The sequence below is a fragment of the Glutamicibacter sp. B1 genome (assembly GCF_039602135.1).
Classification (GTDB): domain Bacteria; phylum Actinomycetota; class Actinomycetes; order Actinomycetales; family Micrococcaceae; genus Glutamicibacter; species Glutamicibacter ectropisis.
Genome location: NZ_CP125942.1, coordinates 2697853 through 2723673, shown reverse-complemented (window position 1 = coordinate 2723673; position 25821 = coordinate 2697853). Strand labels below are relative to the sequence as shown.

General features: G+C 58.7%; 27 protein-coding genes. 23 read left to right on the top strand and 4 right to left on the bottom strand.

Translation table 11 applies throughout. The features are described 5' to 3' along the window. Position 1 precedes the first annotated feature (1 nt). From QMQ05_RS12805 to rpsN, 5 genes are all read left to right on the top strand, one after another. Positions 2-796, top strand: a complete 795-nt coding sequence (locus QMQ05_RS12805) for an ABC transporter permease (RefSeq protein WP_345470562.1) — start codon at positions 2-4, stop codon at positions 794-796. A 139-nt stretch (positions 797-935) separates the two neighbouring features. Further along, complete coding sequence (locus QMQ05_RS12800) at positions 936-1436, top strand: MarR family winged helix-turn-helix transcriptional regulator (protein ID WP_345470560.1); 501 nt, start codon at positions 936-938, stop codon at positions 1434-1436. A 328-nt stretch (positions 1437-1764) separates the two neighbouring features. Next, on the top strand, positions 1765-2001 hold the full coding sequence (gene rpmB / locus QMQ05_RS12795) for a 50S ribosomal protein L28 (RefSeq protein WP_022874360.1): 237 nt from the start codon (positions 1765-1767) through the stop codon (positions 1999-2001). Between the two features lies 1 nt (position 2002). Further along, complete coding sequence (gene rpmG, locus QMQ05_RS12790) at positions 2003-2173, top strand: 50S ribosomal protein L33 (RefSeq protein WP_022874359.1); 171 nt, start codon at positions 2003-2005, stop codon at positions 2171-2173. Positions 2174-2176: 3 nt separating this feature from the next. Beyond that, complete coding sequence (gene rpsN, locus QMQ05_RS12785) at positions 2177-2482, top strand: 30S ribosomal protein S14 (protein WP_022874358.1); 306 nt, start codon at positions 2177-2179, stop codon at positions 2480-2482. 91 nt (positions 2483-2573) lie between these two features. Here rpsN and QMQ05_RS12780 read toward each other — a convergent pair whose 3' ends face one another. From QMQ05_RS12780 to QMQ05_RS12770, 3 genes are read right to left on the bottom strand one after another with little or no spacing between them, the layout of a single operon-like run. Continuing rightward, on the bottom strand, positions 2574-3167 hold the full coding sequence (locus QMQ05_RS12780; RefSeq protein ID WP_345470555.1) for a DUF1992 domain-containing protein: 594 nt from the start codon (positions 3165-3167) through the stop codon (positions 2574-2576). Further along, positions 3164-3688, bottom strand: coding sequence for a GNAT family N-acetyltransferase (locus QMQ05_RS12775; protein WP_345470553.1), 525 nt, complete (start codon positions 3686-3688; stop codon positions 3164-3166). The genes QMQ05_RS12780 and QMQ05_RS12775 overlap by 4 nt, the downstream gene beginning before the upstream one ends. 15 nt (positions 3689-3703) lie before the next feature. Then, complete coding sequence (locus QMQ05_RS12770; protein WP_345470551.1) at positions 3704-5623, bottom strand: FAD/NAD(P)-binding protein; 1920 nt, start codon at positions 5621-5623, stop codon at positions 3704-3706. 282 nt (positions 5624-5905) lie between these two features. Here QMQ05_RS12770 and QMQ05_RS12765 point away from each other — a divergent pair, with 282 nt between their 5' ends. The 18 genes from QMQ05_RS12765 to QMQ05_RS12680 all read left to right on the top strand — a co-directional run bounded on the left by QMQ05_RS12765 (position 5906) and on the right by QMQ05_RS12680 (position 24772). Continuing rightward, positions 5906-7012 carry an amino acid ABC transporter permease gene (locus QMQ05_RS12765; protein ID WP_345470549.1) on the top strand — a complete coding sequence of 369 codons (1107 nt, stop codon included), beginning with the start codon at positions 5906-5908 and terminating at the stop codon, positions 7010-7012. Then, positions 7009-7815, top strand: coding sequence for an amino acid ABC transporter ATP-binding protein (locus QMQ05_RS12760; protein ID WP_345470547.1), 807 nt, complete (start codon positions 7009-7011; stop codon positions 7813-7815). Before QMQ05_RS12765 ends, QMQ05_RS12760 begins: the two co-directional genes overlap by 4 nt. Positions 7816-7852: 37 nt before the next feature. Then, positions 7853-8818, top strand: a complete 966-nt coding sequence (locus tag QMQ05_RS12755; protein ID WP_345470545.1) for an ABC transporter substrate-binding protein — start codon at positions 7853-7855, stop codon at positions 8816-8818. Continuing rightward, positions 8818-9915, top strand: a complete 1098-nt coding sequence (locus QMQ05_RS12750; protein ID WP_345470543.1) for an LLM class flavin-dependent oxidoreductase — start codon at positions 8818-8820, stop codon at positions 9913-9915. Before QMQ05_RS12755 ends, QMQ05_RS12750 begins: the two co-directional genes overlap by 1 nt. Continuing rightward, positions 9912-10943 (top strand): LLM class flavin-dependent oxidoreductase, encoded by a 1032-nt coding sequence (locus tag QMQ05_RS12745; RefSeq protein ID WP_345470541.1) that lies wholly within the window; start codon positions 9912-9914, stop codon positions 10941-10943. The genes QMQ05_RS12750 and QMQ05_RS12745 overlap by 4 nt, the downstream gene beginning before the upstream one ends. After that, positions 10940-12268 carry an LLM class flavin-dependent oxidoreductase gene (locus tag QMQ05_RS12740; protein WP_345470539.1) on the top strand — a complete coding sequence of 443 codons (1329 nt, stop codon included), beginning with the start codon at positions 10940-10942 and terminating at the stop codon, positions 12266-12268. Before QMQ05_RS12745 ends, QMQ05_RS12740 begins: the two co-directional genes overlap by 4 nt. Then, on the top strand, positions 12265-13236 hold the full coding sequence (locus QMQ05_RS12735) for an ABC transporter substrate-binding protein (protein ID WP_345470537.1): 972 nt from the start codon (positions 12265-12267) through the stop codon (positions 13234-13236). The genes QMQ05_RS12740 and QMQ05_RS12735 overlap by 4 nt, the downstream gene beginning before the upstream one ends. Positions 13237-13258: 22 nt before the next feature. Beyond that, positions 13259-14254 (top strand): SDR family NAD(P)-dependent oxidoreductase, encoded by a 996-nt coding sequence (locus tag QMQ05_RS12730; protein WP_345470535.1) that lies wholly within the window; start codon positions 13259-13261, stop codon positions 14252-14254. A 174-nt stretch (positions 14255-14428) separates the two neighbouring features. Then, positions 14429-14713 (top strand): HU family DNA-binding protein, encoded by a 285-nt coding sequence (locus QMQ05_RS12725; RefSeq protein ID WP_028268375.1) that lies wholly within the window; start codon positions 14429-14431, stop codon positions 14711-14713. Between the two features lie 272 nt (positions 14714-14985). Further along, complete coding sequence (locus QMQ05_RS12720) at positions 14986-15270, top strand: HU family DNA-binding protein (RefSeq protein WP_028268375.1); 285 nt, start codon at positions 14986-14988, stop codon at positions 15268-15270. 153 nt (positions 15271-15423) lie between these two features. Continuing rightward, positions 15424-16032: a hypothetical protein gene (locus QMQ05_RS12715; RefSeq protein ID WP_345470532.1), complete on the top strand. Its 609-nt coding sequence runs from the start codon at positions 15424-15426 to the stop codon at positions 16030-16032. A 44-nt stretch (positions 16033-16076) separates the two neighbouring features. Further along, positions 16077-16682 (top strand): copper resistance CopC family protein, encoded by a 606-nt coding sequence (locus QMQ05_RS12710; RefSeq protein WP_345470530.1) that lies wholly within the window; start codon positions 16077-16079, stop codon positions 16680-16682. 91 nt (positions 16683-16773) lie between these two features. Next, positions 16774-17307 (top strand): copper chaperone PCu(A)C, encoded by a 534-nt coding sequence (locus tag QMQ05_RS12705; RefSeq protein WP_345470528.1) that lies wholly within the window; start codon positions 16774-16776, stop codon positions 17305-17307. Then, on the top strand, positions 17288-18451 hold the full coding sequence (locus QMQ05_RS12700) for a Dyp-type peroxidase (RefSeq protein ID WP_345470526.1): 1164 nt from the start codon (positions 17288-17290) through the stop codon (positions 18449-18451). The genes QMQ05_RS12705 and QMQ05_RS12700 overlap by 20 nt, the downstream gene beginning before the upstream one ends. Positions 18452-18554: 103 nt before the next feature. Beyond that, positions 18555-20609: a cytochrome c oxidase assembly protein gene (locus QMQ05_RS12695; protein ID WP_345470524.1), complete on the top strand. Its 2055-nt coding sequence runs from the start codon at positions 18555-18557 to the stop codon at positions 20607-20609. Then, positions 20602-21351, top strand: a complete 750-nt coding sequence (locus QMQ05_RS12690) for a hypothetical protein (protein ID WP_345470522.1) — start codon at positions 20602-20604, stop codon at positions 21349-21351. The genes QMQ05_RS12695 and QMQ05_RS12690 overlap by 8 nt, the downstream gene beginning before the upstream one ends. A gap of 149 nt (positions 21352-21500) precedes the next feature. Further along, positions 21501-23405, top strand: coding sequence for an NHL domain-containing thioredoxin family protein (locus tag QMQ05_RS12685; protein ID WP_345470521.1), 1905 nt, complete (start codon positions 21501-21503; stop codon positions 23403-23405). A 116-nt stretch (positions 23406-23521) separates the two neighbouring features. Then, positions 23522-24772: an MFS transporter gene (locus QMQ05_RS12680; protein ID WP_345470520.1), complete on the top strand. Its 1251-nt coding sequence runs from the start codon at positions 23522-23524 to the stop codon at positions 24770-24772. 9 nt (positions 24773-24781) lie between these two features. On the opposite strand, the gene QMQ05_RS12675 is transcribed toward QMQ05_RS12680, so the two are convergent. Further along, positions 24782-25804 carry a hypothetical protein gene (locus QMQ05_RS12675; protein ID WP_345470518.1) on the bottom strand — a complete coding sequence of 341 codons (1023 nt, stop codon included), beginning with the start codon at positions 25802-25804 and terminating at the stop codon, positions 24782-24784. Positions 25805-25821: the final 17 nt, after the last annotated feature.

Below are 25821 nucleotides of genomic sequence, written 5' to 3'. Positions count from 1 at the left end.
CGTGAAAAACATTGGACGCTGGCTCATCCCAATCATTGGCGGCGCGGCCTTCATCTACCTGCTGGTGCCGATCGCCTATATCTTTGTCTTCTCCTTTAACGATGGCGGTCGAGCCAATCTGCAGTGGCAGGGCTTCACCCTGGATAACTGGCTTAATCCTTGCGGGGCGCCGGCGGTCTGCGAATCCTTGGTTCATTCCTTACAGATCGGCGTGGTGGCCACGGTGATTGCCACCGCTCTGGGCACGGGGATCGCGATCGGTCTGGTGCGGTACAAGTTCCGTTTCCGCAAACTCACCGATGTGCTGATCATCTTGCCACTGGCCACCCCAGAAGTGGTGCTCGGTGCCTCGTTGCTGGCACAATTTTTGAACCTGGGGTGGGAGCTAGGCTACACGACGATCGTGATCGCTCACGTGGTCTTCTGTATGTCCTTTGTAATCGTGACCGTGCGGGCCAGGGTGTCTTCGCTGGACTCGCGTTTGGAAGAGGCCGCCGCGGATCTTTATGCCTCGCCACAGGCAGCCTTCTGGAAAATTACCTTTCCCTTGTTGCTACCGGGGATCGTGGCGGCTGCACTCTTGTCCTTCGCCATGAGCTTTGACGATTTCATCATCACCAACTTCAACTCGGGATCCTTCCAAACCTTCCCGAAGTTCATTTACGTTTCGGCCACCCGCGGCATCCCGCCTCAGGCCAATGTGATCGGTTCGGCCATGTTCATCGTGGCGCTACTGGTGGTCATTATCGGCCAGGTGATCAGTTACCGAAGGAAGAAGCAGTTGGAGAACGCCTAGGAGCACGGGCCCGGGAACGGGCCCGTTTCTGGGTGTGCTGGGGCATGTTTTCGGCGGATACCTAGCTTGACACTGTATTGTCTACGAGACTGGTACCTTGATGTCCTGTTGCAGCAGGCCTTGAACGAATGGAAACTTCATGAGCGAAAATCCCGTGTGGCTCTCTCAGATGGAACGCGACGCCTGGTTGGGATTACAAACAGTCATGACCCTGCTTCCGGCGACCTTGGATTCTGACCTGCAAGGCTTGGAGGGCATCACGCTTTTCGACTATCACATGTTGGCCATGCTCTCCGAGGCCGAGGATCGGAAATTGTCGATGACCGATTTGGCGTCACATACCAGTGCTTCACTCTCGCGTCTGTCGCATGTGGTTAAGAAGCTGGAGAGTCGTGGCTGGGTCGTGCGTGAACAATCCGAGGAAGATGCACGTGTGAAAATCGCCTCATTAACGGATGCCGGGTGGGATGCTGTGGTGGCGATGGCGCCTCATCACGTGGCTTCTGTTCGAGCACTTTTGTTCGATCCCCTTGATGACAAGGACGTTAAGAATCTGGCAGCGATTATGCGCAAGGTAACCACCTCGTTGGACCAGGATCATTGGATCTTAAAGCCGGGCGCCACCGATTTGGAACACTGAGGAATTCTCGATAAGCTAATCAGGCGTTAATCGCGTGTGTTGTTGTGCCGTTTCACGGTGGAACAGCGACGCGTTGCCCGTAATACCGAATATCGTGGCCAACTGAGTACGGGGAAATTGCTCGACCGGTTGCGAAGTTCACCGACTTACATACTTTAAGGCTCTTCGGTTGGTTCTCACCCAGCCTGGTTACCTTCCTAGTGTGCAGTATTAACGGTGTTTCACTGGTTGGCGGGACTCATAACGCATCAAGCGGTGTCGATATTTAGGTATGGGCACTGTGCGCGAGTACCGCCGAATTTTACTACTAACTAACTGAGGAGTGATCATGGCAGCTGTTTGCCAGGTAACCGGTACTACTCCGGCCTTCGGACATAGCATCTCCCACTCGCACCGCCGCAACAAGCGTCGGTTCGATCCGAACATCCAGAAGAAGACCTACTACGTGCCTTCGTTGCGCCGCAAGGTGACCCTGACCCTCTCGGTCAAGGGCATCAAGCTCATCGATGCTCGTGGAATCGACGCTGTTGTTGCAGACCTGATTGCGAAGGGTGTGAAGCTCTAAGATGGCAAAGAAGGATAAGGACGTACGTCCGATCATCAAGCTGAAGTCCACCGCTGGCACCGGTTTCACTTACGTAACCCGTAAGAACCGTCGTAACGACCCAGACCGCATGGTTCTGAAGAAGTACGATCCAGTAGTCCGCAAGCACGTTGAATTCCGAGAGGAGCGCTAAGACATGGCCAAGAAGTCCAAGATCGCAAAGAACGAACAGCGCAAGGTCATTGTCGAGCGTTACGCTGAAAAGCGCCTCGAACTGAAGAAGACCCTTGTAGATCCAAATGCAACTGACGAGGCTCGTGAAGCAGCCCGCGTAGGCCTGCAGAAGCTGCCACGCAACGCTTCGCCAGTACGCGTTCGCAACCGCGACTCGATCGACGGTCGCCCACGCGGTACCTTCCAGAAGTTCGGTATCTCCCGTGTTCGCTTCCGCGACATGGCACACCGTGGTGAGCTTCCGGGCATCACCAAGTCTTCCTGGTAAGACCAGCAAGTCTCTAAACAAAAGCCGCCTTCCTTTTCGGAAGGCGGCTTTTGCCGTTAAACACGGGTTTCAGCAAGCTTGGTGTTAAGCGCTAGTTTTTGCGCTGCCACCAACGACGCTTTGCGGGTTTCTCCGGCGCCGATTGCTCGGTGCTGGTGCGGCGTTCTTGCCATTCGAGAACCTCAGCGGTGGCATCACGCAAGGCAGTAATCACCGGCGGGCCGCCTAAAAGTTGGCGTCGGGCCTCGATAATCCGGGCGTTAAAGTCCTCAATATGGGCGCGAACCTGGCTCGGCGTGGAGAATCGATCCAGAGTTTGCTGCATCTGCTCGTCTTCCACCCTCAGGGTCAATGCCGGTGGGCCCAGACCGGTAAGCTGTTCACGACGCATCATCGAGGAGAGCCACCAGTCGGGATCGTTATTGTTGGTGATGTGATCGATTTTCTGCCCGGCGAGAGCTAAATTCTCAAAGTCGCCGCGGGCAAATGCCTCATCGAGCACCGAATTAGCCACTTCCCAAGCCTCATCCTCGGCGTGTAATTGCAGGGGAGTCTTGTTCTTCACCACCGGTGCCATGCCGGTGGCCTGGGCGTATTCATCGTCCGGCAACTCGATGTCACCGGCTTGCTCCATTTGATACCGCGCAGCGTTCAACGCGGCATCCTTCTTCTGCGGGTCCTTCATACTCCTATGGTGGCACCAGCGCTGGTGGTCGGCAACTGCTTGGTGAAGGGCAGATGCTCGATGCTCTCCAGAGCGGCGTCAAGATCAAAATGTGGCTGATAGCCGGCGTTCAGATACAGCTTAAGCGCTTCTGGCTGGCGCGGTCCGGTGGTCAGGTAGATCTGGGTATAACCCAAATCAACCGCGGCGAGTTCTAATTCCACTAGAACGCGCCGAGCCAGACCACGACGCCGATGATCTTCGTGGGTCCAGATGCGTTTGAGCTCGGCGGTGTGCTGGTCGTAGCGGCGCAGCGCCCCACCAGCAACCGTCTGCCCAGCCTCTTCTAAAATGATGAATCGGCCAAGTGGGGCAGTGAATTCGTGGGCCGGGAAACGCTCAAGTTCCTGAGCGACCGAACCATTACGATCGCCATATCGCTGGGTATATTCCTCCGTGAGTCCGGCAAAGAGCGCAGAAAGACGCGGATCGCCGATCAACACGGTGTGTGCGGTGAGTGTGGCGGTGAGCTGAGTACTCATAGGTGTTTCTCGTTTCTACGCGATGCTGCGATGATGTTCCGCGATGGCTCCAGCTAACTCCCAGCCACTCATGGTCTTGGGGGCGGAAAGCAGTTCACGGGCGAGGGCATCGCTGTCGGCAAAAGGCGCCGAATTGGAGTGGGGACGCGAAAAGGCGCCCGCCTGGAAACGGCCCACCCCGGCGCCGGTGGCAAAGAGCCAACGGTAGATTTTTGAGTCGCGACCAATGACCTGGCGCAGTGAGGTGATATGCATTTTTCCTGAACCTCCAGGCTCTTCGGTGATCAGTCCTCGACGGAGCAAGGAGACCAGCAGGGGATCGTTGCTTGTTGAGATTCCAGTGGTGGGTAAGCGTGCTTCGATCAGCCACGGGGCGTGGATGGGACCGGCGAGGGTTTGCGCGCTGAATAACTGTTGCTCCGCGTCAAAACCAAAACTGGTTTCCGGGCCTAAGAACTTGATGAATCCGGCTCGATGTAGGGCAAGAAGTTCATGTAGCCGGTGGGCCGGTGGGCCCGAATCAACAAAGCTGAAGAAGCCGGGCCACCAGCTGGCCAGTTGGGTGCGACCCTCCTGGCTGAGTAGTTCGTGCACCAACGGTAGGGTGACAAAACTGCGCAGCAACCCAAAAAAGAGTGCCTGGAACTGTGAATGATCCGGTGAGTCGCGCAGCCGAAGGTCTTCTTCAATATGTGAGCGCACCATGGCATCGAGCTGTGTGTCAGCAAGCGCTCGCACCGGTCGAGGCACGGGCAACGGGAATTCGAGTTGTTCAAATTCCAGCCGGTGCTGTGGTGAGACAAACTTAGCGACGAGGCTGGCACGTTCGGGGGAGTACCAGGACACCGAATCGTAGGCTGCGTGGAAGTCGGCCCAGCTACCTTTCACATGCTCCTGGTGCGCGCTGAAGAGTTCACGGTAGTAGAAATACCCGGTTTCCTTGGCGATCAATGGCCAGATATGGGCGAAAAAGTCTAGCTCGCCATAGCGCTGATGCAGCTGAATGACCGCTTCCTCGGTGAGATAAGCACTGGTCAACGGGGCACTGGTGCTGCTGCTGATCTTGCTGTGATAGGGGACCCCGCGCCGAGACCCCACCAGTAGCTGAGGTTCCTGACCGCTAGGAATATACTCCAGGGCACCGGACTCGGTAGGTTCAAACCGACCGCCGCGGCCCTCAAAAAGCAGGACAAACAGGTCGGTGAAGGCCAGGCCCAATCCCGAAACCAACGCCCTGGTGCCAGCAGAAAGTTCGTGAAAGTCGATGTCGTTGGTGTAGCACGGTGCGATATAGCCCAAATGATCGGCACCGGCGGCATGAGCGGCAAGCTGAACACTGCGTTCATCCGCGTCCGACGCAACATCAAGATGGCCCTGGACGAGGACGACCTGATCGGCGAGGATCTCTTTCCCCGAGGCGAGAATCACCCGGTGAGTGCGTTGGCCCGGCAGGAGATCCACGGCCGTATCCTGATGGACTTCGATCGTGTCGGGCGCGGTGAAGGAAGCCTGCACCCGGGCGAAAAACCAGCGCAGGTAGCAGGACTGTAACCGGCGGGTCGGGAAATCACCGGGAGCTAGGTGTGCGACCTCGGCGCGAAGCAGTGGGTCGGTATCCAACAGTGCAGGCGCATCGGGTAACTGGCCGTCACGAATCAGTTGCACCCATTGGTCTAAGGCCGGTCCAGGTCTGGCCGGTCCGAGGCATTGGACCGAGTCGTCGGTAAACATCGAGACATCCGCGGCGCGCGAATTGAGTTTGAGCAGCGGGCTTTGATCTTCCCGCCAGATGCGTCCGGCCCCGGCAGGGAAGGGATCGACGACATGAAGGTGCAGCGTGGTGTCCTCCAGCAGGCTGCGATTGGCGCTGATGCGCTCCAGAATCATCGCAGTGCGTGGCCCGCCGCCGATAAAGACGATGTGTTGTTCGGTCATTGTTCTCCCTCCCGCCGCCGGTTCAGGGCGTGGAATCTGTGCTTAGCGCCAGATTAGGAGTGCTCGTTGCAGCGTAGCTAGTTCGCTGACTTGCAAGGACGCATGGGGGAACGACCAGCCACGCAAAGACACAAAACGAGATACAGCGCAGTCGTTGTTGGTGTCACGAATCGTCATTTCGTCACATCAGGTCTTTGGGTGAACCAGCGTGAATCGGCCAGATGCGTCGGCGCCTCACTGCGTTCTAGCGTGAGTCAAACACCGAAGATGAAGGAGGAAGAGATGCCACCTGCAGTAAAGACCACCGACGCGCACGCTGGGCAACAACCCGCCACCGAGGCTGTACAGGAGCCACGCGTCGCAGAGGACGATCAGGGCGAAGTGGCAAACAGCGTCGCGCCAAACAGCGTCGCTCCGAACAGTACCGCGCCGAACTACGCAGACTATGTCGTGGTGGCTGCCCGTCATCCGTGGCGTTGGGTGGGCACCGTGATCGTTGCCGCACTGGCCGCGGCGGTGCTGTATTCACTGGTGAGTAACCCACGCTGGGAATGGGGCGTAGTGGCTCAATGGTTCACCGCCGAATCCATTCTGCGTGGGTTAGGCCAGACACTGAAACTCACCTTGATTTCCGGCAGCCTCGGCTTCCTGCTCGGATTCATTTTGGCGTTGATGCGACTGTCGAGCTCACCGCTCTTTAGCTCGGTGTCGTGGACCTTCTCATGGATTTTCCGCTCCACCCCGCTACTGGTGCAATTACTGCTTTGGTACAACCTGGGCTACCTGTATGAAACGATCCGCCTCGGCGTGCCTTTCACCTCCGTCACCTTCGCCGAATTCCAAACTACGAGCCTGATCAGCCAGTTTGCCGCCGCCGTGTTGGGTCTGACGCTGAACCAGGCCGCCTACAGTGCGGAGATCATTCGCGGTGGCATTCTCTCGGTCGACCAGGGACAGATCGAAGCGGCCACGGCCTTGGGCATCCCACGGTGGCGTCGCTCCACCAGGATCGTACTTCCCCAAGCAATGCGCGCAATCTTGCCCACAGCCTTCAACGAGATCATCGGCCTGGTCAAGGGGACCTCGATCGTTTACGTACTGGCCTATTCGGAACTGTTCTATACCGTGCAGGTCATCTACAACCGCACACAGCAGGTGCTGCCGATGCTGCTGGTGGCGACCATTTGGTACATCGTGATCACCTCGGTGCTGAGCATCGCGCAGTACTACATCGAGCGCCACTACTCCCGCGGGGCACTACGGACCCTGCCACCCACTCCGCTACAAAAACTGCGCAGTTTTATCTCAACGCATGCGCCGATTCGTAGCACCGCATCGAGCACCGCATCGAGCACCCCATCAAATAACGCACCGAAAGGACAGTCATGAGCCTGGCAACGAACGAAGTCACTACCCGTGGCGCTATCGCCGTGCGATCGGTGGATAAGAGCTACGGCACCACACAGGTACTGCATGAGGTGAACCTAGATGTGGCCGCGGGCGAAGTGCTGGTGATCATTGGGCCCTCCGGCTCGGGCAAATCCACGCTACTGCGCACCATCAACCATCTCGAAAAGGTCGACCGCGGCACCATCAGCCTCGACGGGGAACTGATCGGCTACAAGGTGCGCAACGGTAAATTGCACGAACGACGCGAATCGGAAATTCTCGCCCAACGCACCGACGTGGGCATGGTCTTCCAGAACTTCAACCTCTTTGGTCACCTCACCGCACTGCAGAACATTATCGAAGCGCCGATCCACGCCAAGGGCATAACCAAGGCCACGGCGGTAGCCCGCGCCAAGCAGCTCTTGGCCCGTGTCGGGCTGGCCGATAAGGCCGATGCCTATCCGCGACAGCTCTCCGGCGGGCAGCAACAACGCGTTGCGATCGCCCGGGCGTTGGCCTTGGATCCCAAGGTGGTGCTCTTTGATGAACCGACCAGTGCGCTGGACCCTGAGCTGGTCACCGAAGTGCTCGAAGTTATTAAAGACCTCGCCAAGTCGGGGACCACGCTGATCATTGTGACCCATGAGATCGGTTTCGCCCGGGATGTGGCCGACCGGATCCTCTTTATGGATGGCGGGCGGGTCGTGGAGGAAGGGACTCCAGCGGAAATTCTGGGGAATCCGCGCAATGAACGCACCAAATCCTTCCTCTCCAGGGTCATCGAACCGGCCTTCAATATCTAACGCAACATCTACAGCATCACACTCAAGGACTCGCATCATGAAAAAGTACGTAGCAGTTTCGGCGCTCACCGCGGTAGGCCTGTTGACTCTGGCCGGTTGCGCCGACCCGGGAGCAGCGGCACCGTCGCCCTCCACCGACACCACTAATGCTGAAGGAACCACCTATAACACCTCGCCGGAGCAGAATCGTATCCGCACCGAGGTAGACCAAAAGCTCGCCGACGCGGTACCGGAGGACATTAAGAAGGACGGCAAGCTGACGGTGGCCACCACCGCTGGATCCGTCCCGCTCTCCTTCCACGCCACCGACGAAAAAACCGTGATCGGCACCGAAGTTGACCTGGCACAGTTGGTGGCCGACAAGCTCGGGCTCGAACTGGACTTGCAGGTCACCAGTTGGGAGAACTGGCCGCTCAAGACTGAATCCGGCGAATTTGAAGCGGTCTTCTCCAATGTCGGCGTGAACGCGGATCGCGTTAAGAAGTTCGACTTCTCCACCTACCGGGCCGCCTACATGGGCTTTGAAGCGAAGGCGGATAGCGATTTCACGGTGACGGGTGCCGATGATATTTCGGGAAAGAAGATCGCGGTGGGCTCGGGGACGAATCAAGAAAAGATTCTGCTGGCCTGGAACAAGGAACTAGAGGCCAAGGGCAAGGCCCCGGCTGAATTGCAGTACTACTCCAGCGAGGCCGACACCATTCTGGCGCTCTCCTCGGGACGCATCGACCTGAATATTGCACCCTACCCCTCTACGGTGTACCGCGAGAATCAGCGCGATGACCTGAAGGTCGTGGGCAAGATCAACGCCGGATGGCCCAACGAAACCCTGGTCGCGGCCACTACCAAGGCAGGAAATAATCTCGCCGAGCAGATCACCGCCGCGTTCAACGAGACGATCGCGGACGGTAGTTACGCCAAGGTGCTTGATCGCTGGAACCTGAGCGAAGAAGGCCTGAAGAAATCTGAAACCATCACCGCGTCGAACTACAAGGGTAAATAATGCGCTTCCAGGTTCTCGACATCATCCCGCATCAGGACGATCCGATCACCGGACTACAAGTAACGACCGCGCAACGCTTTGAGCAGGTGATCGAGACCGCCGTGCGCGCCGAAGAGCTCGGCTTCGATTCCTTCTCGGTAGGCGAGCGTCATGCCGGAGCGTTCATCTCCTCCTCACCGGCGGTAGTTCTTGGGGCGATCGCCGCACGAACGCAGACAATTCGGTTGCACACCGGGGTGATCGTGCTGTCCATCCTTGACCCGGTGCGCGTGGCCGAGGACTTTGCCACCGTGGATCAGCTCAGCCATGGACGCCTGGAACTGGGCATCGGTAAAGGCAACGAGGCAGCCCACTTCCCGATGTTTGGCAAAAAGGTGGAGGACCAGTGGGACTTGTTGGAGGAGAACTACGAGTTGCTCGCCCGGCTCTTCGCTCAGGACCCGGTGGACTTCACCGGAGGTTTTCGTACACCGCTGGAACAGGTCACCACCAGCCCTCGCCCCTTCCAACACAAGGTGCGTATCTGGCACGGCTCGGCGACCTCCTTGCGTTCAGCAGAACTTGCCGCCAAGCACGGGGACCCGTTGTTCTCCGCTAATGCGATCCAGCCTAAAGAGAACTACAAGGTGCTGATCGACCATTACAAAACTGCGTATGAACAGGCAGGGCACGATCTAGCCCACCGCTACATCGGTTCCGGAAGTGGGGCCGGTGGCGTGTACCTGGCCGACAGCACCAAAGCGGCGATCAAAGAATTTGGTCCGGTGTATGAGGCGCTGACCAGCCGCCGCGATGTGCCCGGGAATAACACCCCGTATCGCAGCATCGAGCACGCGGTTGAAGAAGGTCCGCTCTTGGTGGGTAGCCCAGAATTTGTGGCCGCGAAGATCCTGGATTATCACCGAAGCTTTGGCCATGATCTGCAGTCCATCTCACTGCCAACTACCCAGCCCTTTGAAGCCCAACTCCAGACCTTGGAGCGCTTCGCCAAAGAAGTCATCCCACTAGTTGATACCCAGACAACACTGTGGACGAAGCACGATCCACAGCTGAACAACACCCAAGAAAACACCCCAGAAAAGGAGTATGCACGATGAGCGATCGCTCCTTGCTGCTGGCCCTGAACCTTGACGGCGCCGGTAACGATCCGAATGATTCGGCTAACTACGCACAAGAGGCTGAACACGCTGGTTTCCACGCGGTCAGTTTCTCCGCCGACGGGCTGCTCGATGCGGTACAACGGGCCAGCTTCAGCGCACCGAAGACGCAGAGAATTGCGCTGATCCCCGTGATTGATGCGCTTTTTACCGAGCCCTTCCATACCGCCACCCAGCTGGCCAGCCTCGACATCATTTCTCGGGGCCGCGCCGGATGGATCCTAGAGACACAGAACGACTCGGTGCGGGCACAGGCAGTGGGCCGCGAACCCCTGCCCGTTCACGAGCTGAGTACCGAAGCAGCGGATGTCATCACCACCCACCGTCGGCTCTGGGACAGCTGGGAAGAGAACGCCGTCATCCGCGATGTCTCCAGCGGACGCTACCTAGATGCCAACAAACTGCACTACGCAGATGTTCAGGGAAAGAGCTTTTCGGTTAAGGGCCCGGCCATTACCCCTCGCCCACCGCAGGGACAACTGCCGATCATTGCCCCAGCACCATTGTTCACCGATGAGGGATTGCAGCACTGCCGCCTGAACGGTGCCGACGTGGTGAAACTCAATGGCGCGAATCTCGACGAACTACTGGCCCAAGCTCAGATCGCCAGTAGGAAGGGTGCGGTCGCCATTGACCTGGACGTCTACTTGGATACCGCAACCGAGACCGGGGCGCGGCGCTTAGCCGCCCAGGGCGTGCAAGCTACCGAACGCGCTGAATTCACCGGCACCCCCAAGCAGCTCACCGATTTCCTCACCAGGTTCGCTGAAGCCACCGCGAATCCGGGGGACCAACGCCGGCACCTCGTGCACCTGTTCCCAGGGGATCTGCGCGTGGACTCACAGGTACTGATCGAAGAAGTACTACCAGAACTCAAGCACAGCAATCTACTGGCACCTGTAGGAAACACCTTGCGTGAATCCTTCGGGTTGCCGGTGGCCAAAAATCGTTTCCAGGAGGCATCATGAGCAAGCAAAACCAACTACGATTCGGCGTCTTCTTTCAGGGCGTGAACTCCTCGACCATTTGGCGTAGCGAGGCCTCGGGCTCTCAGACCGACTTCGCCTCCTTCCGCCAACTCGCGCAGACCGCAGAACGGGGCCTATTCAGCGCATTCTTCCTCGGTGAAGGTTTACGCCTGCGCGAACACCTCGGGTCCATTCACGAACTAGATGTCGCCGGTCGCCCCGATGCCCAAACGATGCTTGCCGCCCTGGCCGCGGTGACAAGCAAGATCGGCCTGGTCGCCACGCAAAACACCACCTACAACGATCCGGCGGACCTGGCCCACCGACTGGCCTCACTGGATCTGATTTCAGGCGGCCGGGCAGCGTGGAACATTGTCACCACCCATAACGCGTGGACCGGAGCGAACTTCCGCCGAGGCGGGTACTTAGAGCATCACGAACGCTATTCGCACGCTGAAGACTTCGTGCGGACGGTGCGCCAAATCTGGGAAGGATCGCCGGTACATCACCGTGGTCGTCACTACGATGTGGACTACACCGGGACAATTCCGGCCAGTGCCCAACTGCGTCCGGTATTGTTCCAAGCCGGCGACTCGCCTGAGGGTCGCGACTTTGCTGCGAGGCAAACAGACGTCATTTTCTCGGCCCACGTTGGCCTAGAAGATGCACTTCAATTCCGTCAGGACATCAATGAGCGTGCCGCCAAGGTAGGACGGGCCGAGAACTCGGTGAAGATCATGCCCGGGGCAGAATTCATCATCGCCGAAACACCTGGCGCAGCGGAAGAAAAATACCACTGGGTGCGCGAGCACCAGATCGGTCCACAGCAGGCGTTGGCCTACCTCGAACAATTTTGGGGCACCCGGCTTGACGGCGTAGATCCCTATGGACCTTTGCCAGAATTCGACCCAGTGGTGGAGCGCAGTTCGGTCACCCGCGGCAGCGGTTTCCAAGGCGCGAAGTCTCTGGAACTGGCCAACGCATGGCGCGCAGAAGCCAAAGACAAGGGACAGAACATCATTCAGTTCGTCCGTTCGCGTTCCCACCGGGCCGATCACACCTTCACCGGATCCTACGACCAGATCGCTGAGCGCTTGGCACAGTATGCAGAGCTCGGCGCGGTTGATGGCTTCAACATCACCCCATGGCTGATACCTACCGGATTGGACGAGATCGTCGATCACCTGGTGCCGCGCCTGCAAGAACGAGGAATCTACCCGGAAGCCTACGCAGATACGCTGCGTGAAAACCTCGGTTTGAGCATTGATAGTAACCACGAACAACAGGCCATCAAGCCCTTGAGCACAGCACAGGAAGCCTCATGACATCTACGAACAGCCGTCGCGCATTCACCGCACTCACACTGGTGGGGCTGCTGACCCTCAGCGCCTGCGCCGACCCTTCACAGGCCACAGAAGAGAGCCCCATCCAGGCAACCACCGACGCTAAAACGGCCGCGCTATCGAGCCCGAATCAAGAACGCCCTGAGGTCGCGGTGAACCAAGAAGCGAAGAAACTGGTTCCCGAAAAAATTGCTGCCGACGGGAAGCTCACCGTGGTCACCGCCCCGGGCGCGGCACCGTTGAGTTTCTACGCGACAGATAACACCACGCCGGTGGGTAATGACGCCGATCTGGCCGCGGCGCTCGCCGATTCCTTGGGGTTGGAGCTAGAACTGGTTCCGGTGTCTTGGGCGGATTGGCCCTTGGGTGTTGAATCGGGCAAATATGAGGCGGCGATCAGCAATGTCACGGTCACCGAGGAGCGCAAGAAGAAGTTTGACTTCGCCACCTATAGAGAAGACCTGCTGGGGTTCTATGCCGATAAGGATTCGAAGATTGGGCCGATTGAAAAGGCCGAAGACGTTGCGGGGCTCAAGATTATCGTCGGTTCGGGGACCAATCAGGAGAAGATCCTGGTGGACTGGGATAAAGCCAATCAAGCCAAGGGCCTGAAACCGGTTGACTTCCAATACTATGACGATGATTCGGCCTCGACCCTGGCATTGCTCTCGGGCCGCGCCGACGCCAGCTTTGGCCCGAATTCTATTGGTGCCTACAAGCAGGCAACCGCCGGGGAGCTCAAACAGATCGGTTCCTTCCCCGGTGGTTGGCCGGACACCGCACAGGTCGCGGTGACCACCAAGAAGGGCAATGGTTTGGCTGAAGCTGCGGAGGTGGCGATCGACGGGTTGATCGCCTCCGGTGCGTACCAGCAGATCTTGGATAAGTGGGGTCTGAGTGAGGAAGGAATTACCGATTCTCGACTGAACCCACCTGGTCTGGCTAACTAAGGGCTGTAGTAGCGTTGGTGGCATGAATCATGCAGTGCGATTGGGTTCTTTAGAACAGTTGGGGCAGTCGGCGCCCAAGGCCAATATTCATGCCAACTTTGAGCGTTGGAAGGGGCTGGGCAACGGGAAAACAGCGGTGGTCACCGGCGCCAACGCGGGTTTAGGTTTCTTTGCCGCCCTGGGTCTGGCGGCCGCTGGTGCACACGTGATTCTTGCCTGTCGTAACCAGTCACGCGCCGAAAAGGCGATGGCTGCCATCCGCGCTCGGGTCCCGGAGGCGAGTCTTGAATTCATGCAGTTTGATGCCGATTCACTGCTCTCAGCCATGGCCTTGGCCGCCGAACTGCGCGGGCGCCACTTGGATGTTCTGGTGACCAACGCCGGGATGATTCGTACACCGGCAACGCGCGAAGTTGGACTGCTCGGTTTTGAGCGAACCATGACCACGAACGTGATTGGACACGCCCGACTCATCGGAGAATTAGCTGAGAAGTTCCGGGAAGACTCGTTGCGGTTGATCACCCTGGGATCGATGTCCACGTTGCTGATGCGCACCGATCCGTCCAACCTGAGATTGGAGAAGGATTACAGCCCGTACCGGGCCTATGTGCAGTCCAAGGCCGTGTTGCAGAGTTTGGGGATCGGGCTCGATCATCGACTGCGTCAGCTGCAATGGCCGGCGCGGTCGGTGACCGTGCACCCCGGGTATTCGATCTCGGGCTTGACCCCTACGATCGAGGGAATCAACGAACCAGACTTCGCTCAGCGCCTCAAAGGCCGCCTGCAGGGCAGTTTCGCGCAGGGCAAACACGAAGGTTCGGTGGCCATTGTTGAGGCGGCGCTGACCCAGGGACTGGAACGTTGCGCACCGGGGGTCTTCTTCGGGCCGCAGCTGACTTCCAAAGGCCGAATTTCGCTAGCCAGACCGGCAAAAGTCACTCGAAGCAAGGTGCTTCAGGACGCGGCGTGGGAGTTATTTGTGCAAGCGAATGAGGGACTCGATCCTTTCGCGCTCTAGGACCGAGGTGAGCTTTCACACCTGAATTCTTGCGAGGAATTGAGCGGAATCCGCGGAAAGATGCACTTTTTGTCGCCCAGAACTGGTAAGTTCATCACTGATAAGTCCGTGCGACCGTGCGGCGTTCGAGGCCCGGGATCGGGTTTTGGATCACTAGTCCAGGAGGACCATACATTGGCTATGAACCGTAGCGAACTTGTTGCTGCTGTTGCAGCGAAGACCGAAAACTCCCAGGTTGCCGTCAACGGTGTTCTGGATGCTGTGTTCGAAGTTTTCGTCGACCAGATTTCCCAGGGTGAAAAGGTCACCATCCCAGGTTGGTTGGCTGTTGAGCGCACCGACCGTGCTGCTCGTACCGGTCGTAACCCACAGACCGGTGAGGCTATCCAGATTCCTGCTGGTCACTCGGTGAAGCTGACCGCTGGTTCGAAGCTGAAGGCTGCTGTTGCCAAGAAGTAAGCTTCTTTAGGCTTGAACAAGGCCCATCTTCCACCCGTTGGAAGGTGGGCCTTGCGCTCTTAACGAAAGCAACCTGAGCGTGCATTGAGCCAAAAAATCATGCCGTTGGGCCAAGAAATCCGAAAGAAGATGAAAAAATCCCGGTATTTCGCCTGTTTTCGGACATTTCGGGCCTCAAGGTTTGATATGTTCTCACTGATAAGTCCGTGCGACCGTGCGGCGTTCGAGGCCCGGGATCGGGTTTTGGATCACTAGTCCAGGAGGACCATACATTGGCTATGAACCGTAGCGAACTTGTTGCTGCTGTTGCAGCGAAGACCGAAAACTCCCAGGTTGCCGTCAACGGTGTTCTGGATGCTGTGTTCGAAGTTTTCGTCGACCAGATTTCCCAGGGTGAAAAGGTCACCATCCCAGGTTGGTTGGCTGTTGAGCGCACCGACCGTGCTGCTCGTACCGGTCGTAACCCACAGACCGGTGAGGCTATCCAGATTCCTGCTGGTCACTCGGTGAAGCTGACCGCTGGTTCGAAGCTGAAGGCTGCTGTTGCCAAGAAGTAAGCTTCTTTAGGCTTGAACAAGGCCCGATTCCTCGCTGGAACTTCCCGGCGGGTGGATCGGGCCTTGTGCTTTTCTCCAGCGTTTGAGCCGATGTTCTACTTCGCGTAGAATCAGGCGTGCTTGATCACCCACCCAAAGAATAGGCTGAACCCCGTGCCACAGAAACCCGCAACCCGCGTCCTGCGCGGTTGGTTAGCGGCGAGTGTGTGCACCTGGACAGCCTTCGCGGCTCACGCGCACAGTGCACCAACACGCATGTCCTTGGTCGCGATGGGCCTGATCACCTGCGTTTCGGCAGTGATCGCCCTCTTGCTGGTAGGTAAGAAGTTCTCCCTGTGGGCCACCAGTTTGGTGGTGATCGCCAGCCAGGGCCTGTTCCACTTGAGCCTGTCGGTGATGAGCCACGACGCTACCGGTGTGCACGGCATGGAGCACGTGCAGCATACCGGACGTAGCCTCGAACTGGCCCGCGATATCAGCAGCCATTACTCACAGGCGCACACAGAGTCGATGCTCTACGCGCACGTCATGGCAGCAGTGGTCAGCATCCTCGTGCTCAACCAGGGCGAACGCTTATTGAACCTCCTGGGTTCGTACCTGAGCCTGTCAACGGCTCGACGCATACTTGCTCTGATCCGTCTTCAGATTCCTGAAGCCCCGGCACTTCCGGCCTATTTCCCACTGCGTTTTCAACTCAAGCTTGCGCAATTGGGAAGACTGCCCGAGCGCCGAGGCCCTCCTTGCTTCGTTCTTGCCGCCTAAGACACTAACGAAGCTCCCCAGCAGTGGGGATTGGAAGGAAAACAATGAAGAGCATGACCCTGCCCAAAACAACCTTGACCCGCCTGAGCGCCGTGATCTTGCTAGCGATCCTGGCCCTGTTCACCTCCATCACGGCCGCCTCTGCCCACGATGAATTGGTCAGCTCCACCCCGAAAGACGGCGCAACCCTGAAGGAAGCACCCGAGAAGCTCACCCTCGAATTCTCCGGTGAACTGCAGACCATGACCGGTGTTGAATCGACCAAGGTCGTGCTGAAGCAGGACGGCAAGGAAATTGAAACTACCGCCGCGACCAAGGGCAAAGTTGTCACGGTCACCCCTGCCAAGGAATTGGAAGCTGGCGAATACGACCTTGCCTTCCGCGTGGTCTCCTCTGACGGCCACCCGGTAGAAAACAAGCTGGCCTTCACTATCGAGAGTGCAAAGCCAACCCCATCGATGGTCAACGCACCGAGTGAATCAGCTCAGCCAAGCGAAACCGCTCAGGCTAGCGATTCAACCGAAGCATCCCAGAATCCAGTACAGGCCGCCGGTAGCTCGATGAGCCCGGTGCTGTGGGTTGTCATCGGCGTAGTGATCCTTGGCGGCGTGATCGCTGTTCTGGCCAAGTTCATGCGCAATAACAAGTAGCAACAACCTCACTTATATCCGGTGCGCCCAGGGCCACCGTGGCCTTTGGCGTGCCCGCACATTAGTGCCCACACCACGAAAGCTTGAGACGATGAAAACTAAATCAATGACCGCCCTTGCACTGGGTTTTGGACTGCTGCTGACCGGCTGCGCACAAAGCGCCCCAGCAACCGAGACAAGCACAGCTTCGGCGACGTCCACCACAGCACAACAGGGCACCCAAGCCCAAGCCTTAACCACCAGCGATACCTGGGCCAAGGCTGCTGAAACCGGGATGAGCGCGGCCTTCGGCAAACTGCACAATTCCGCGGACTACCCTGTGGAATTGCATCAGGTCACCGACGCACAGGGCGATGAAATCCAGATGCACGAAATGGCCGGAAGCGGCCAAGACATGAGCATGAAGCAACTGGAAGGCGATCTCGTGATTGCTCCCGGTGCCGAGGTCGAATTGGCGCCCGGAGGAAATCACTTGATGTTCATGGACCTGAAGGAACCATTGGTCGCTGCCCAAAGCATCACGTTGAACCTAGAGTTCTCCGATGGTTCAAGCACCACCGTGGATTTCCCGATCCGCAACTTTGATGGCGCCAAGGAAAATTACGATGAGCATGCCGGACACTAGTCTTCCGCGCCGCCTATTGCTGGGCAGCACCGCTGCAGCGGCAGCAGGCGGGCTGCTCACCGGTTTTGGAGCCGGTAGCCTGCGCTCGGCCCAAGCCACGACGCAGATACCTGACTCCGAGTTGGGGTACCGATCGTTCTACGGGCAATACCAGTCCGGGATCATCGATGCCCAGCAGGAGCATGCGGTGTTTATCGGCTGGGATATGCGCTGGCGCGAAGGATCAAAGAAGCAGCAACTGCAAGCCCTGTTGCAGATGATCTCCGACGATGCGGCACGGCTGATGAGCGGTCGGGGAGTGCTGGCAGATACCGAACCAGAAATGGCGCAACCACCGAGTGAACTGACCCTGACCGTAGGACTTGGCCAAATCCTGCTCGATGTGATCGGGCAGGGGACTGTGGGCAGCATGCCGGCGTTCGCCAACGATGAGCTGGAAAAGCAGTATCAGCAAAGCGACTTGTTGATCCAGTTCTGCTCGCAAGATCCCACGGTGCTGCATCACGCGGTGCGCGCGGTCAGCAAAAACCTGCGCCAACTGACGACCCAGCGTTTTGTGCAGACCGGGTTCATGCGCCCCATGCCCGGAGCGGATACCTTCAGGAATCTGTTCGGGCAAGTGGACGGAGTGAATAACCCGGCCAATGAAGCCCGAGAACAAGCGGTCTTTGGCGAGGGCAGATGGATCCCCAACGGCACCACGCTGGCACTGCGCCGCTTCGAGATGGATCTGGATCGGTGGGACGAAGTGGATGTGACCGGCCGAGATTTTGCCCTGGGCCGGCGCCAGAGCGATGGTTCACCGCTTTCGGGTTCCAGCGTGAATGACCCGGTGGATTTGACGGCAGAAAACGAGTTGGGCCTGCCTAGCATCGCGGCCAACGCCCACGTGGCCTTGGCTAAACCAAGCCACGGTGGCGAAACGATTCATCGTCGGGGCTATAACTTCGATGATGGGCAGCACGCCGGCTTACTCTTCGCCAGTTATCAGAGCGATCCGCGTAGCAGTTTCATTCCGGTACAACACCGTTTGGCCGCTGCGGATGCGCTGAACACCTGGCTAAAACCGGTGGGTTCGGCGCTCTACGCGATCCTTCCGGGGGTCGACGAGGGCGGCTACCTGGGCCAGCAGCTCTTTAGTTGAGCCTGATCGCCACCCCGCGACGGTGTGAGATGCACTGTAGCGGGGTGGCTTCGGCCCTTCCCAGCCTGACGGGCCGGGGCAAAAATGAGATGATAAGAAGGATATGGATACAGCACAGCGCACGGTTTCAGTCACCCGCTTCATCCTGCCTGGAGTGCTCGCCTCGGCGGTCGTCTTCCTGGCTGCGGTGATGTTCACCGGCATTGCCCGCCCGGCCGAATTGGCCGACCCGGGTGCCTTTGTGCGTTGGTCCCTGCCGATCGCTCGAGCGATCCACCATAGTGCCATGTCCGTAGCCATTGCTGCGCTAGTTTTTGCTGCCGCGATCCTTCCGCGCAGCACCAAGAGCACCCGCGATGTCCAAGGTGCCGATCATCCGGCCTTTACCCGTGCGATGAATATCGCTGCCGGGGCTGCCGTGCTGTGGACGCTGTCCGCGGCTTGCGTGATGATATTGACCTTCTGGGACCTGGCCGGCCTGCCTATCAACCTGGATGCGCAGTATTCCGCTGCGATCCTCGACTACATTCTTTCGATCACCACCGGCCGAGCCTGGGCCTGGATGGTAGTGATCGCGGCCGTGGTCAGTTCGCTCGCCCTGGCGGTGCGTTCAAAAACCGGGGTGGGCGCCACCGCGTTCTTCTCGCTCTTTGGCATCCTGCCCCTGGCCTTCATTGGCCACGCTGCCGGAGGCGATGACCACTTCGCTGCGGTGAACTCCATCGGATTACACCTGCTGGCCGTGGTCCTCTGGTTTGGTGGCATCATCGTGTTGGCCCTGCTCGCCCCGACCCTGACCGGTGAAGCTCCGGGGAAGACGCGCGGACAGGTGCTCGCCGGGGTGGTCCTGAAACGCTATTCGGCGCTGGCCGCCTTTGTGGTGTTTTTGATGATTGGTTCCGGGTTCGCCTCGGCGATCATCCGTATCACCAGCTGGGAACAGTGGCTGACCCCCTATGGCACCCTGGTGATTGTTAAACTGGTCATCACCCTGGCCTTGGGCGTACTGGGATTGTGCCACCGCCGCTTTGTGATTCCCAAGCTGTTGGCCGGTCAGTATAGTGCTTTGCGGGCCGCCTGGCAGATCGTGCTCGGCGAAGTCATTTTGATGGCCTCGGTGATGTCCGTGGCGACCGTGCTCGCTCGGACCGCACCACCAACCAGTGATGAAGCCCCGGCACAAACCACACCGGCTAGACTGCTCACCGGGTACGACCTGCCTCCTGCACCAGATGCCAGCAGCTGGCTGACCACCTGGCGGTTTGACTGGATCTGGGTGGCCGTGTGCCTGTTCGGGCTGACCGCCTACCTCTGGGCGTTTATCACCCTGGCCCGCCGCGGGGATAAGCCCAGCGTGCTGCGCCTGATCAGCTGGGTGGTAGGCCTATTCGCACTGTTCTATGTGACCAGTGGTGGCGTGGCGGTATATGGCAAGATCCAGTTCTCCACCCACATGGTCGACCACATGTCCTTGACCATGATCGTGCCGATCTTCTTGGTACTGGGCACCCCGATCACCCTGTTATTGCAGGTGTTGCCGGCACGCACCGATAATACCCGTGGGCCACGCGAATGGATCCTGTTCATCGTCCACTCGCGCTATTCCAAGGTCATCACGCACCCGATTTTTGCGGCTGTGAACTTTGCCGGGTCGATTGTGGTCTTCTACTTCACCCCGATCCTGGAACCAGCGATGCGCTACCACGCAGGCCACGAGCTGATGAACCTGCACTTCTTGCTCACCGGTTACCTCTTTGCACTGTCTTTGGTGGATGCCGATCCGGTGCCTAAGCGTTACCCGTACCCGATGCGTCTGGTGGTCCTGCTGGCCACCGTGGCCTTCCACGCCTTCTTCGGTGTGGCGCTGATGAGCACCGAAACCCTGCTGGCCCCGGACTACTTCGGCAATATGGGTCGCACCTGGGGTGGCACCGCGCTGGAGGATCAGGTGGTGGGTGCCGGGGCGATGTGGGCCATTGGTGAAGTGCCCACCCTAGTACTGGCCATCTTTGTGGTGATCTCCTGGTTGAAGCAGGACAAGAAGGACACCAAACGCTATGACCGGCAGGCCGATCGTGATAACGATGCCGAGCTGGAAGCCTATAACGCGATGTTCGCCCGCTATAAGCAGGCCGATAAGAGGAACCCGAATGCCTAAACCACTCATGGCTGCCCTACCGCTGGCCCTATGCACCGTGCTGGCGCTCAGCGCCTGCTCATCAACCCAGGCAGAAATGCCGGACGACGAAACCCATAAGATAGCAGCCCAAGGTACTGCTAGCCCCAGCCCGAGCGAAACTTCGCAGGAGATGACCACGGCGCAGGTGGCCACCACCGCCGGTGCGGTCATCGCCGCCCAATTAGGTTTCCCGAGCAGCGCCAAAATTCAGGGCAAGGACCTTGAAGCCTTGGCCACCGCGCCCACCGATACGCTCAAGGACATTGTGGTGTTGCCTGCCCAGTGTTCGACCCCGATTAATGACCTGAACTGGTCACCGGTGCAAATGGGCACCGAATCGGCCCGCACGGATTTCACCAATGAGAACCAAACGATCACCGGTTCGGTGGAGGTCGCGAAGCTCGGGGATGACGGAGAGTCTGCTTTAGAAGCGCACAATGCGAATGTGGCCACGATCTTGGATAAGTGTCAGTCGGTCAAGCTCAACGGCATGGACTACACCGAAACCCTGAAGTTCTCCGACCCTAAGGTTGAGGCTGCGGATTCCTCCCTGTACTACAGCCGGAACGGGGACTATGCGCAGAATTCGTTGGTGCTGATCAAAAAGACCAGCGAGTATGCGGTGATGGTTTCCTTCGTGTCTGCCACCGAACTCTCGGATACAAAGTTTAACGAGGTGGCCACGAACGTGATGAACGCGGCCATCTCGCAACTGCCCTAACCGAATACCCGTCGGAATACCTTGCGGAATAGAAGCCACGTCAGCGAGGTTGCACCTCAATGTTCCTTAACACCGTTTAGGACAGCACCACACCGTGGCCGATAATAAAGGTCTACCTGCCGTACCACGGCAACTGCGAAAGGATGAGAATGAGCGCAACAGAATCCGTCCGCGCCAATTACAAGGTACGCGCCAGCGAATTGCTGGGGCGTAACTGGCTGAATACCGGCGGTAAACAGCTGGACCTTGAAGCCCTGCGCGGTAAGATCGTGCTCCTGGACTTCTGGACCTTCTGCTGCATCAACTGCCTGCACGTACTCGATGAACTGCGCCCCTTGGAGGAGCAGTACTCGGACGTGCTGGTCACCGTGGGTGTGCACTCGCCAAAATTTGAACACGAAGCAGACCCAGATGCCTTGGCCGCAGCCGTGGAACGCTATGAAATCCATCACCCGGTCCTCGATGACCCAGAGCTGGTCACCTGGCAGGCCTACGGCGCCCGCGCCTGGCCAACCCTGGTGGTCCTGGACCCTGAAGGCTACATCGTGGCGCACCTCTCCGGTGAGGGCCACGCCCAGGGACTAGGCTCGCTGGTGGAAGAACTGATCGCCGAGCACGAAGCCAAGGGCACCTTGCACCGTGGCGACGGACCCTACGTTGCTCCTGAAGCTCGCGAAGGTGACCTGCGCTTCCCGGGCAAGGCCATCGCCTTGGAGAACGGCAACTTCTTGGTGGGCGATTCCGGCCACCACCGCCTGGTGGAACTGGATGCAAACTTCGAGGTTATCCGCACCATCGGTACGGGCACCAAAGGTTACGCCGACGGGGACGCTGACAGCGCACAGTTTAACGAGCTGCAGGGCCTGACCGCTCTGCCAGCCGAACTGGCCACCGAGGTGGGCTACGACGTGATCGTCGCCGATACCGTGAACCACCGACTGCGTTCGGTGAACCTGAGCACCGGTGCGGTAGGCACCCTAGCCGGCAACGGGGTGCAGCGCCTGCTGGATACCGAGAATGCCCGTCAGGAAGTTCAGCCAACCCAGCTGGGCACCGACGCCACCAACATTTCGCTCTCCTCGCCATGGGATGTGCTCTACCACCCATCGGGCAAGGTCATCGTTGCGATGGCTGGAACCCACCAGATTTTTGCTTTCGATCCACGTACCAGCGCCGTGTCGGTCTTTGCCGGCACCGGACTGGAAGGCCTGAACGATGGCAAGCCAGAGGAAGCCTGGTTCGCTCAGTCTTCGGGCCTGGCCTTAGATGGCGAGAACATCTGGATCGCCGATTCGGAGACCAGCGCGCTGCGCTGGATCGAGGTCGCCGAGGGTGAAGCGATCAGCGTGAATACCGCGATCGGTACCGGCCTGTTCGACTTCGGATTCCGTGATGGCCAGGCCGAGCAGGCCCGCCTGCAGCACCCACTGGGTGTGGCAGTATTGCCCGATCATTCGGTGGCGGTCGCCGACTCCTACAACGGGGCAGTGCGCCGCTTTGATCCGGCCACCAAGACCGTGACCACCTTGGCCAAGGGGCTCAAGGAGCCAGCCGACGTGCTGGTGGATACTTCCGTTGACGGTGATCCGGTACTGCTGGTGGTGGAAACCAACACCCACCAGCTGGTGCGTATCCCGATCCCTGCCGAGGCTTTGGTCGTTGATGAGGGCGCCAGCCAGACCCAACGCCCCAAGACCCGCGTGCAGGCTGGCAACCACGAGATTGTCGTGCGTTTTGCCGCTCCGAAGGGGCAGAAGCTCGATGACCGTTGGGGCGACCCAACCCAGCTGAAGATTTCTTCCAGCCCAGAAGAACTGCTTTTGGACGGCGGTGGAACCTCGGTTGGTCTGACTCGAACCCTCAAGCTGAACCCCGAGGTGGCCGACGGCGTACTGCACATTACTGCTCGTGCCGCAGCCTGTGATGGTGAGCCAGGTGGCGAGATCCCAGATCATGCGGCCTGCCACCTGTACCAGCAGGACTGGGGTATTCCGGTAGTACTGGATGCCGAGGGCGAGAGCGAACTATTGCTTGACCTTCGTGGCGTGAACTAAGCAACGCACACCGGTGTGAACCTCACAGCGGGGAATGCAGAGGAAACCTCAGCATTCCCCGCTGTGTCGCATTAGACTGGAATGCGGGAGGCACCGGAGGGATCCGGCGAGAGTTTATGGCAGCGAAAATGTTCCGGGCATTGGAAATTCCCAACTACCGGTTGTGGATCATCGGTGCTTTGGTCTCAAATATCGGCACCTGGATGCAAAGGGTTGCTCAAGACTGGCTGGTACTGACCGAACTCACCGACCACGACGCTGTCGCCACCGGCATCACCACCGGCCTACAATTCTTACCGGTTCTTGTCCTGGCACCCTATGCGGGACTGATCGCCGACCGATGCAATAAACGCCACCTGCTGATGGTGACCCAAAGCTTCATGGGCTTGTGCGCACTGATCCTCGGCGTACTGGTGGTCACCGACTCGGCCCAGCTGTGGCACGTGTATGTCCTGGCAGGATTACTCGGCGTGGGGGCCTCCTTTGACGCTCCGGCCCGTCAGGCCTTCGTTTCCGAGGTCGTCCCCAAATCTCACCTGGCTAACGCGGTGGCGTTGAACAGCGCCAACTTCAACTTGGCCCGCCTCGCTGGCCCCGGTATTGCCGGGGCAGTGATCGCACTGGTCGGCACCGGACTGGCATTTTTACTCAACGGTGCCTCCTTCCTCGCGGTGATCATCTCGCTGGTGTTCATGCGCAAGGATGCGCTACACCCCACCACACCGGTGGTCCGGGCCAAGGGACAGGTCCGCGAGGGGCTGAGCTACGTTAAAGGCCGCAAGGACCTGCTCCTAATCTTCTTCCTCGCCTTCATCATTGGCACCTTCGGGCTGAACTTCCAGCTCACCAACGCGCTGATGGCCACCGAAGTGTATGGCGTGGGCGCGGGCGAGTACGGCATTTTGGGCAGCATCATGGCGGTGGGAACATTTGCCGGGGCACTACTGGCGGCACGACGTTCGGCCCCGCGCTGGCGTTTCCTTATTGGCGGAGGCGTGTTCTTTGGCATCGCTGCTTTGGCTAGTGCGTGGATGCCCAATTACCTGCTCTTTGCGCTCATGCTCATCCCGGTCGGATTGGGCGCGCTGACCTTCCTTAACAGCTGCAACACTATGGTGCAGATGTCAGTGCCAGGGCAGTATCGAGCCCGGGTATTGGCCCTGTATTTGATGGTGGTACAGGGAGGTACACCGATCGGTTCGCCACTGGTGGGCTGGTTCGCTGAGCTTTTTGGTACGCAGATGGCCGTGTCCATCGGCGCGGTGCTGTCACTGCTGGCCAGTTTGCTAGCACTGTTCTTATGGCAAAAATTTAAGACCAATGCGGTGCCACTACGCTACCAATTCCGCGAAATGCTCGGTCGCTAAGATCGAGCGTTACTGTGCGACCTGTTCGCCACCAGCCACTGGAACCACTGAGACTTCGGTGGTGCTGGTCGTCAGGTCAGCGGTGAAGGAGTAGGTGTCCTTGACGGTTTTCTTTTCCTTGGCACCGGTGCGTAGGTCTTGCTCGGTGAGCGTCAGCGTAGCGGTGGTCTTCAGCGGTGAGAGTACCCACGCGCCGTTGTAGTAGCTGACATCGATCGTCGGATAGTTGTTAATGTTCCATTTGATCGTGGAGGAATCGACCCTGGCCGAGGTGTTGTAGGCGAACGGGCAGCCCGAAGGCATGAGGACCTGCTGGCTGGCGCATCCGTCAAGATATTTTTTGACCTGGGTGTTGATGGCAGCAACGAAGGCCTTGGTCGGCTGGGTTTTCAACGAAATCTCTACTGGATCTTTCGCAGGCTTTGTCACCACGACGCCACGAGTATCCGCGGAAAAGTTCTTGGTGCTAAAACTTGCATCGAGCACCGAAGGATAGAACACCGGCAGGGAACTGACCCCGGCCACCAGCGGGATCTTTTGCTCGTTCACGGCTACCTCATTAACCGTGTTCGCCTTGATCTTCACACTGGGCAGGGTGGAAGGTTCAAACTCCCACTGATCAAAAAACAGCCACGACTTGCCTGCATGACGCAGGGTGTAGGTGGACTGTTGCTCCACGCCCGTGGCCTTGTAATGAGCGGTGACGGTGCGCAGTTCACTGTCACGCTCCACTTCCTGGGGCTTATCAACGCTGAAATCAGTAATGCCGGACTGCGTGCGTTTGAGCACTTCACCGTTCAGGGCCACCGCGTCACCCTCAGGGACCTGCGCTTTCATTAGACCCAAGGCTTTGGCCCCTTCACCATCGGCGAGGTAACGCTGCAGGAGCTTGACCTCGTGTGAAGGGGAAAACAGGGTGCGATTAGCGATAATCACGCCGGCAACAGCCAGAACGAGCACCGCCACCGCAGCAAGGGTCCAACGAAGGGCCAAGCGGGTGGCGGTGATCGGCGTGGAGTTAGGAGTTTTCATCAGTAGCTAGGCTATCT